Below are 8,483 nucleotides of genomic sequence, written 5' to 3' on the forward strand. Positions count from 1 at the left end.
TCAGTCGCTGTCGGCTCGCTCGATCCATTCAGCCAGAGCGAACTCGTCCGTCGGTCGGGTTTCCGCGTCCATGCTGGTCTTCATGATCTCCAGCGCCCATTCGGTCCGCTGCCCGTCCTGGCTGGCGACCGCATCGCGCGGCACCCAGAGATCGTATTCCCGCATATGCGCGTCGGCGGCGGTGAAGAGGATGCAGATATCGGCGGCTATGCCCGTCAGGATCAGGCGGCTGACGCCGATCTGGGGCAGCAATACGGGAAGGTTGGTGGAGTAGAACCCCGAAAACTGCGGCTTGATGATGAAGTAGTCGTCCTCGCGCGGCGCGATCGTCCTGATAATGTCCCGCCCGTGGCTTCCCTCGCGCATGCAGTACTCGACGATCTTCGACTGCTGGGAATGCCACTGGCCGTAATTGTCGTTGACGTAGACGACCGGCACATGCGCTTTGTCCGCCTCGGCGCGGAGCTTGGCGATGGCCTCCGCCGCCTTTTGCACGGCCGGCCGCATGCTCTTGCCGCCACCGAAATCCAGATCGTTGATCATGTCGACGATCAACAGCGCGGTCGAGCCGGGGGCAGGGGTGTTTGGGTCCTCGCTCACGTCGGTCGTCTCCTTGCGTCAGCCTGAGCGGCGGAATGTCCTGCCGAAATCAGGCGTGTCGCTAAGAAGGCGTCTCGGTGCGTTCCGTTCCTGCCGTCGGTCGCCGGCGGGTTCGGCGGGCGGCAGAACCGCCCGCCGAAAGGCGTGTCAGAAGGCGCGGGCCTTGGCCACGTCCTCCGGCGTGATCGCCGGCTTCTTGTTGCCGAAATGGGCGATCACGTAATTGCTGACCGCGGCGATCTCAGCGTCGCTGTAGGCCTTGCCGAAGGCCGGCATGGCGATCGTGCCCTGGTTGGTCTCCAGCTTGGCTCCCCGCAGGATCACCTGGATCAGGTTGGTGCCCTCCGGATCGTTTGCCGTCTGGCTGCCGATCAGCGCCGCGTGCGGCGATTGCAGGCCTTCCCCGTTCCAGGCGTGACAGCTGGCGCAGGCACTCTGGAAGATCTGCAGACCAAGGCTCGCGTCCTGCAATTCGTCCGGCGTCGGCGAATAGGGAGTGGATGCCTTCAGGGCAGGCGGATCGAGATCCACCGCGGACTCGGTCGTCGCCGTCCCCTGCGACGGAATCGTGCGGAGATAGGCGACCATGGAGCGGATATCGTCGGGCGTGAGGTGGCGCAGGCTGAGCGAGACGGCCTCGCCCATGTTGCCGGCGGCGGAGCCGCGCTTGTCGGCATGGCCGGTGGACAGGTAGTCCGCCACCTGCTGATCCGACCAGTCGCCGAGCCCGGCGGTCTTGCTGGACGTGATGTTGTAGGCCTTCCAGCCCTCAGTTACCGCGCCTGCGAACTTGTGGGCGTTGTCGAGCCCGTACATGAAGTTGCGGGGGGTATGGCATTCGCCGCAATGGGCGAGGGCTTCGACTAGGTAGGCGCCTCGGTTCACGTCGGGCGACTTGCCGTTATCCGGCTGGAAGCGATGGCCGGGCAGGAAGAGCAGCTTCCAGAACCGCATCAGGCGGCGCTGGTCGAAGGGGAACTTCAGCGTATTGGCCGGGGTGTCCGCCTGCACCGGGGCGAGGGTGAAGAGATAGGCTTTCACCGCTAGCGCGTCTTCCGTCGTCATCAGCGCGTAGGAGGCATAGGGGAAGGCGGGATAGAGATCCTCGCCGTTCTTGCCGACGCCGTGATGCATGGCGCGCACGAACTCCGCGTCCGACCAGTCGCCGATGCCGCTGCGCTTGTCCGGCGTGATGTTGGGCGCATAGATCGTGCCGACCGGCAGCTTGAACGGCAGCCCCCCGGCATATTGCTTGCCGCCCGGCGCGGTGTGGCAGGCCACGCAATCGGCCGCGCGGGCGAGGTACTCGCCGCGCTGGACCAGGGCCTGCCCGGTCGGCATGCCCTGCGGTGCCGACACCTCCTCAAGGCGGTGCGGGATGAAAAGAAAGGCTCCGACCGCGACGATCAGGATGACGATAACGGCAAGAAGAGCCAGCCCCCAACGCTTCATTACCGTGCTCACACCATCTCAGAGGAAAGGGAAAGATCCGGCCGGGCCGGGTCGGAACTTGTCTTTGCCCCATCGGAGGAGGCAAGGCCCGCGACGGCGAGGCCGACGGGCGCCACCATCGAGAGAACGCTGCCGTCGCTGCCCTTCTGGCGGAGCTCTTCCCTGTCGAAGGGCAGGGTGCGAAGGCGCACGCCGGTCGCCGCGAAGATCGCGTTGCCGAGCGACGGCGCGGCGGAAACCGTGCCGGATTCGCCCAGTCCGCCCGGATTTTCGCCGCTGGCGACGATATGCACCTCGAACGGCGGGATCTCGTTGATGCGGATCTGCCGGTAATCGTTGAAATTGTTCTGCTCGACCTGGCCGTTGGCCAGGGTGATGCCGTTGTAAAGCGCGGCCGAGAGGCCGAAGACGAAGCCGCCTTCCACCTGCGCCTTCACCGAGTTCGGGTTGATGTTGATGCCGCAATCCACGGCTGCCGTGATGCGGCGCAGCTTCACCTCGCCGGCCGGGCTGACACTGGTCTCCAGCACCACCGCGAGATAGCTGCCGAAGGAATCGTGCAGCGAGATGCCGCGTCCCGTGCGGTCCGGAAGCTTTTCGCCCCAGCCGGCCTTCTCGGCGGCCAGATTGAGCACGGCCAGAGCGCGCGGGTTCTTGCCGAGCAAAGCGCGGCGATATTCCACCGGATCCTTGCCCGCCGCCTGCGCCATCTCGTCGATGAAGCTTTCCACGACGAAGACATTGTGGGTGGGACCGACCCCGCGCCACCAGTTCACCTTGATCGGCGGGTCCTTGCGCACCCAGTCCACCTGCGTGGCGGGGAAGTCGTAGGGAGTTTCCGCCGCCCCTTCGATCGCGTCGGTATCCAGCACGCCTTCCGGGAGACCCTTCGGCAGGTAGGAGCCGAGCACGGACCCGCCGGTGACCCGGTCGGTGAAGACCGTCGGCATGCCGTCCGCGCCGAGACCGGCCTTGATGTGATCGTAATAAGCGGGCCGGAACAGATCGTGCTTGATGTCCTGCTCGCGCGTCCAGATGACCTTGACCGGGTAGCTCACCTGCTTGGCGATGTTCACCGCCTGCACGATGGAATCGGCGATCAGGCGACGTCCGAAGCCGCCGCCGATCATGTAGTTGTTGACGATCACCTTCTCCACCGGCAGCCCCGTCAGGTCCGCCGCCGCCTTCTGGACAGCGGTCGGCGCCTGCGTGCCCACCCAGATCTCGCAGGCATCCGGCCGCACATGGACCGTGGTGTTGATCGGCTCCATGGTCGCGTGCGCCAGGAAGGGAAGCTGGTAGACCGCTTCAACCGTCTTGGCCGCGTTGCGGAAGCCGGCCGCGACGTCGCCCACGGTGCGGCCCATCACGGGCTTGCCGACTTCCGAGGCGGTCTTCAGGTCTTCGACGATCCGCTGGGTGGAGACGTTTTCCTTGGAGCCGTTGTCCCAGTTGATGTCGAGCGCTGCCAGACCCTGGCGCGCGGCCCAGAAATGATCGCCGATGACCGCGACGGCATTGTCGAGCTTCACCACGTCGACGACGCCGGGAACGGCCCGGGCCGGGCGGGTGTCCACGTCCTTCAGCTTGCCGTCGACCACCGGGCAGACCTCGACCGCCGCGATCTTCATGCCGGGCAGGCGAACATCGATGCCGTAGAGCGCCGAGCCGTTGACCTTGCTGGGCGTGTCGATGCGCTTGGCGGGCTTGCCGACGAGCTTGAAGTCCTTGGGATCCTTGAGGACGATATCGGCGGGCACAGTCTGCTTGCTGGCATCGTCCACCAGCTCGCCATAGCCGAGTGTGCGGCCCGTCGGCCCGTGCTTCACCACGGCGCGCTCCGCGGTGCACTCGCCGGCGGGAACGCCCCAACGGGCGGCCGCGGCGGCAACCAGCATGGTGCGGGCTGCCGCTCCGGCCTGCCGCAGCGGTATCCACGCGCCGCGAATGGACGTGGAGCCGCCGGTCGCCTGCGATTTCAAGATCGGCTGCTGGTACAGCTGTTCGTTCGGCGGGGCGGGAATGACGGTGATCTGGTCGAGGCCGACTTCCAGCTCTTCCGCGATCAACATGGATTCGCCGGTATAGATGCCCTGGCCCATCTCCGTGTTGGGGATGATGAAGGTGATCTTGCCGTCGCCTGCGATGCGGATGAACCCGCCGGGCTGGAAGCCCTGGAAGGTGTTGCCGCCGTTATTGTCGCCGCCGCCGATGACCTTGAGGCTGGGTTCCTCGCCCGCCGCCCAAGCCTTGCCGTTGCGCAGCCAGACGAAGCCCATCAGCAGGCCCGCGCCGCCGCCCTGGAGGAAGCGCCGCCGCGAGGTGACGGAGAGGTCACCGGGTTCGAGAAGCCCGTAGCTCGGGCCGGAAATCTTCTTTGCCATGATCCCGCTCCCGCCGCTCAGACTTCCGCGGCTTTCTTGATGGCCGCCCGAATGCGCGGATAGGTGCCGCACCGGCAGATATTGCCCGCCATGGCCGCGTCGATATCGGCGTCGGAAGGCCGGGGATTGCGCGTCAGCAAGGCGGTGGCGGACATGACCTGGCCGGACTGGCAATAGCCGCACTGGACCACTTCGAGGTCGAGCCAGGCTTCCTGCACCTTCTTGCCCGCGGGCGTCTCGCCCACCGCTTCCACTGTGGTGATCGGCCGGTCGCCCACGGCCGATACGTTCATCACGCAGGACCGGACCGGCTTGCCGTCGATATGAACCGTGCAGGCGCCGCACTGGGCGATGCCGCAGCCGAACTTCGTGCCGGTCAGTCCGACCACGTCACGGAGAACCCAGAGAAGGGGCATGTCGCCGGGAACGTCGACATCGTGGCTCTGCCCGTTGATCTTCAAGCTGATCATGTTCCGCTCCGTCCGCCGTCGTTCCGGAACCGCTCGCTGATCGTCGAGGCGCTCCGGCGGTAAAATACTGAAGTAGCAGTTCAAGCTGCCTCTTCAAGGAAGCTCAAGCCGCAGGGGGCGCGGTTTGGTGCCACACCGGGGAGAAACGAGCATCGCCTTGCCCGGATTTCACGCGTGAAGGCCCAGGGTCGGGCCGCCACGATCGGTCGACACCTTCGCCGTCTCGTTCCTTTCGACCTCCTCCACCGCCAGCCCCTTCGCCTGCAGCGACCACATATGGGCGAAGATGCCGTTTCCTCGGCGCAACTCGTCCGGCGGCCCGTCCTCCACGATGGTGCCGTCCATCAGCACGAGGATCCGGTCGAGCCCCACCACCGTGGAAAGGCGATGCGCCACCGCCAGCACCGTCCGGTCCCGCATCAGTTCCGATAACGCCGACTGCACCTCCATTTCCGACTGCGTGTCCAGCGCGGACGTCGCCTCGTCGAGGATCAGGACAGGCGCGTCCTTGAGGAAAGCGCGGGCGATGCCGACCCGCTGGCGCTGGCCGCCGGAGAGCTTCGTGCCGCGTTCGCCCACCAGCGTCTCGTATCCGTCCGGGAGGTTGCAGATGAAGTCGTGGCAATAGGCCGCCCGCGCCGCCGCCGTGACGGCCGCATCCGTGGCGCCGGGCCGGGCAAAGCGGATGTTCTCCATCACCGAGCGGTGAAACAGCGACACCTCCTGCGGCACCACGGCGATGGCGGCGCGCAGGCTGTCCTGCGTGATCCCGGCAAGAGGCTGGCCGTCGATCAGGATCACGCCCTCGTCGACTTCATGCAGGCGCTGGACGAGGTGGACCAGCGTGGACTTGCCGGTGCCCGACGGTCCCACGATGCCGACGGTCTGCCCGGCCGGTATCTCCAGGTTGAGCCTGCGATAGACCGGACGCCCGGCCGTATAGCCGAAAGTCACGTCCCGGAAGGTGATCCGCCCCTCCTTGCGGTGGAAGGGGCGGGCCTGCGGCGCGTCGGCGATGGCATGCGGCTGGCCGACGATCTTCAGGGTTTCGCCGAGATAGGTCAGCTGCTGCGTCATGTCGACGAGCGCCAGCGCCAGATCGCGCGAGCCATGCAGGATGCGGAAGGTCATGGCGCTGACCACCACGACGTCGCCGGCCGAGATCGCGCCCCGTTCCCAGAGGACGAGCGACCAGATCAGCATGGTGCCGGCCATGATCAGGAGCAGCACATCGTGCAGGACGCGGCTCGTTTCCGTGTACATCCAGCTCCGCCGCTGTGCGCGCGCCTCCGCCGTGAAGGCGCCCGTCAGGCGCTCCCGCTCGCGGTTCTGGGCGGAGAACGCCTTTATCGCCCAGATATTGGTGATCACGTCGATCAGCTCGCCACCCACCCTGCCCGCCTGTTCGGCATAGGCGCGGTGAAGCGGTCTTCCCCGGATGCCGAACAGGATCAGTCCGGCGGTGATCGCCACGGCGAAGAGCCCCAGGGTGACCGCCATCCAGATGTCGAAGGCGGCGAAGATGATGATCGCGCCGACGAAGTTGATGACCGGCGGCGCGACGTCCCACACCGAGCGGTTGGTGAGCAGCCCGAAGGCGCCGGCGGTGGCGGTGATCCGGTGGCCAAGCGCGCCGGCGAGATTGTCCTGGAAATACCGGATCGGGTGGCCGGTCATGTAGGTCAGGAGGTCCAGCCGGATATCGACCCCGACCGCGATCGTGGTGCGCGCGGCAAGCCAGCCGCTGCTTCGCCACAGCACGGCTTCGCCCGCGATCAGCGCCAGGAAGAGGCCGAGCGCCCACCATGCGGCGCTGTGGCTGGCCTGGCTGCCGGAAAGCGCGTCCACCAGAAGCTTCATGCCGTACTGCACGCCGACCGAGCAGGATGACGCGGCCGTGGCGACCAGCGCCAGGCTGAGGAACAGGAGGGCCCGTTGCCGGACATAGTGGATCGCGAAGGCCAGCGAGGAACGCAGGTAGGCTGGCGGGGTGGCCGTGAACGCCATCGCCGCGTCGGCCCGTCCCGGTGACGGCTCGCCCGCTCCGACCGGCTTGTTCATGGTCCGATCCGAAGCTCTTTGGGAATTCGCGGCCGCCGACGGGCGACATCCGCCGGAGCCCGATCTTGCTCCTGCCGCCTCATTTCGTCGGCCAGCGGTCCGTAGATCTCCCGTGTTCCCTCCGGCCCCGGTTCGGACAACAGGCCCAGGGGGCGGACCCGTTCATCTTCCCAGCCGGGACAATCCGCCACCGGGTAGATGCAGATCCCCTCCACGGGGATCCCGCCCGCGATCGCGGCCTCCACTTCGCTGGCGACATAGTGCAGCCACGCCGGCCGGGCGGTCCCTTCCGCGCCGGTTTCCGACACCACGATGGGACGTCCGTATCGCCGGAAGACCTCTGCCAGCATCGCGCGAAACGGCTGATAGGCGTGGTGCCCGAGCGGAATGGTGCTGCCGTGGAGATACCACTGGTTGTCCGGGTAATAGTTCATGCCGACGAGGTCCAGGTGACCGGGCGTGCCGCCGAGTTCGGGGGCGGCCAGGCCGGTCAGCATGTCGTAGGCCTCGAATTGGGAAAGCCGGTAATTTTCCGCCTCGGCTTGGTGCTCCGCCGGGCCGCTGCCGCCGTCGACATGGATGGCCGGCTCGGCGAAGAGAAACCGCGCCTGCGGATCGATCTCGCGCACCGCCTCGATGGCGGCCAGGGCGACGCGCACGAGCTGCCGCTTCAGTTCGGCCGCACGGCCATGCGCGGCCGGGTTCATCTTGCCCACCTCGGCCCCGGCCCAGGCCCAGTAGGAGATCTCGTTGACCGGGCAGACCATCGGTGTCTCGCCCGTTTCCTCGCGGATCAGCCGTGCGGCGGCTGCGGCAAATTTGCCGAACCGCTCTACGAACTCCGGCGACCAGATGTCGATGTCGTCCGGCCAGCCGTAATGGCAGAGATCCCAGAACACATGGACGCCGTTCCTGTGCGATGCGCGCAGCATCGGCAGGAACGAACTCCAGTCGTAATGCCCGGGCGCGGTTTCGATCAGGTGCCACCGGAGGCCGTCGCGGGCCACGCGAAGCCCCAGATCCCCGATGCGGCGGTAATCGGATTCCGCGAGCCGGTCGTGCCCCGAGGAGGCCAGGAGATCGAGCCGTCGGCCATCGGCGCGGCGGTGCGACGAACATTCGAAGCCGGCCATGAAGAATGAGTCGAACAATGGCGCCTCCGCGCGGGAAGGGGCAATCCCAAGTCCCGATGACGCAACCTGTCGTTACGATAATGAGCTTGTGTGGAACGTAGTAATTCAGATTAGGTTCATGTTCCCATGGGGTGGTGGGAGATTGATTTCATGGATCAAAAGGTTTCCGTGGCTAAGGATCTTTTAGCTCTCGCCTCCGATGGTGAAAATCTTTCGTGCCGGGCTGATGTTCTCACCCCCCTTCTTGTCTGTCTTTCGCATTTGCGCTGGGACTTTGTGTATCAGCGTCCGCAGCATCTTCTGGTGCGGGCGGCGCGGGGCTTTTCCGTGGTTTTCATGGAGGAGCCGGTCTTCGCCGATGAGCCGGCGCCTCGGCTGGACGT

Annotated in this window: 6 protein-coding genes and 1 pseudogene; 1 reads left to right on the top strand and 6 read right to left on the bottom strand. The window is 66.3% G+C overall.

The genetic code is table 11. The features are described 5' to 3' along the window. From BMY25_RS19270 to BMY25_RS19295, 6 genes are all read right to left on the bottom strand, one after another. Positions 1-600: a cysteine hydrolase family protein gene (locus BMY25_RS19270; protein ID WP_238858435.1), complete on the bottom strand. Its 600-nt coding sequence runs from the start codon at positions 598-600 to the stop codon at positions 1-3. A 147-nt stretch (positions 601-747) separates the two neighbouring features. Next, on the bottom strand, positions 748-2,052 hold the full coding sequence (locus tag BMY25_RS19275; protein WP_092499718.1) for a c-type cytochrome: 1,305 nt from the start codon (positions 2,050-2,052) through the stop codon (positions 748-750). Positions 2,053-2,060: 8 nt separating this feature from the next. Continuing rightward, positions 2,061-4,436 carry a xanthine dehydrogenase family protein molybdopterin-binding subunit gene (locus BMY25_RS19280; RefSeq protein WP_177176958.1) on the bottom strand — a complete coding sequence of 792 codons (2,376 nt, stop codon included), beginning with the start codon at positions 4,434-4,436 and terminating at the stop codon, positions 2,061-2,063. Positions 4,437-4,453: 17 nt separating this feature from the next. Then, complete coding sequence (locus tag BMY25_RS19285; RefSeq protein ID WP_092499720.1) at positions 4,454-4,906, bottom strand: (2Fe-2S)-binding protein; 453 nt, start codon at positions 4,904-4,906, stop codon at positions 4,454-4,456. Positions 4,907-5,074: 168 nt separating this feature from the next. Next, positions 5,075-6,967 (bottom strand): ABC transporter ATP-binding protein, encoded by a 1,893-nt coding sequence (locus BMY25_RS19290; RefSeq protein WP_238858436.1) that lies wholly within the window; start codon positions 6,965-6,967, stop codon positions 5,075-5,077. Further along, positions 6,964-8,118 carry a beta-glucosidase gene (locus BMY25_RS19295; protein WP_238858437.1) on the bottom strand — a complete coding sequence of 385 codons (1,155 nt, stop codon included), beginning with the start codon at positions 8,116-8,118 and terminating at the stop codon, positions 6,964-6,966. The genes BMY25_RS19290 and BMY25_RS19295 overlap by 4 nt, the downstream gene beginning before the upstream one ends. A 132-nt stretch (positions 8,119-8,250) precedes the next feature. On the opposite strand from BMY25_RS19295, the pseudogene BMY25_RS20955 reads away from it, so the two are divergent. After that, positions 8,251-8,483, top strand: a pseudogene (locus tag BMY25_RS20955) (hypothetical protein); the annotation flags it as partial.

It is taken from the genome of Faunimonas pinastri, assembly GCF_900110915.1.
GTDB lineage: Bacteria > Pseudomonadota > Alphaproteobacteria > Rhizobiales > Afifellaceae > Faunimonas > Faunimonas pinastri.

Coding starts and splice junctions, on each gene's coding strand:
- BMY25_RS19275 (WP_092499718.1), bottom strand. CDS start 2,052: ATGAAGCGTTGGGGGCTGGCTCTTCTTGCCGTTATCGTCATCCTGATC.
- BMY25_RS19280 (WP_177176958.1), bottom strand. CDS start 4,436: ATGGCAAAGAAGATTTCCGGCCCGAGCTACGGGCTTCTCGAACCCGGT.
- BMY25_RS19285 (WP_092499720.1), bottom strand. CDS start 4,906: ATGATCAGCTTGAAGATCAACGGGCAGAGCCACGATGTCGACGTTCCC.
- BMY25_RS19290 (WP_238858436.1), bottom strand. CDS start 6,967: ATGAACAAGCCGGTCGGAGCGGGCGAGCCGTCACCGGGACGGGCCGAC.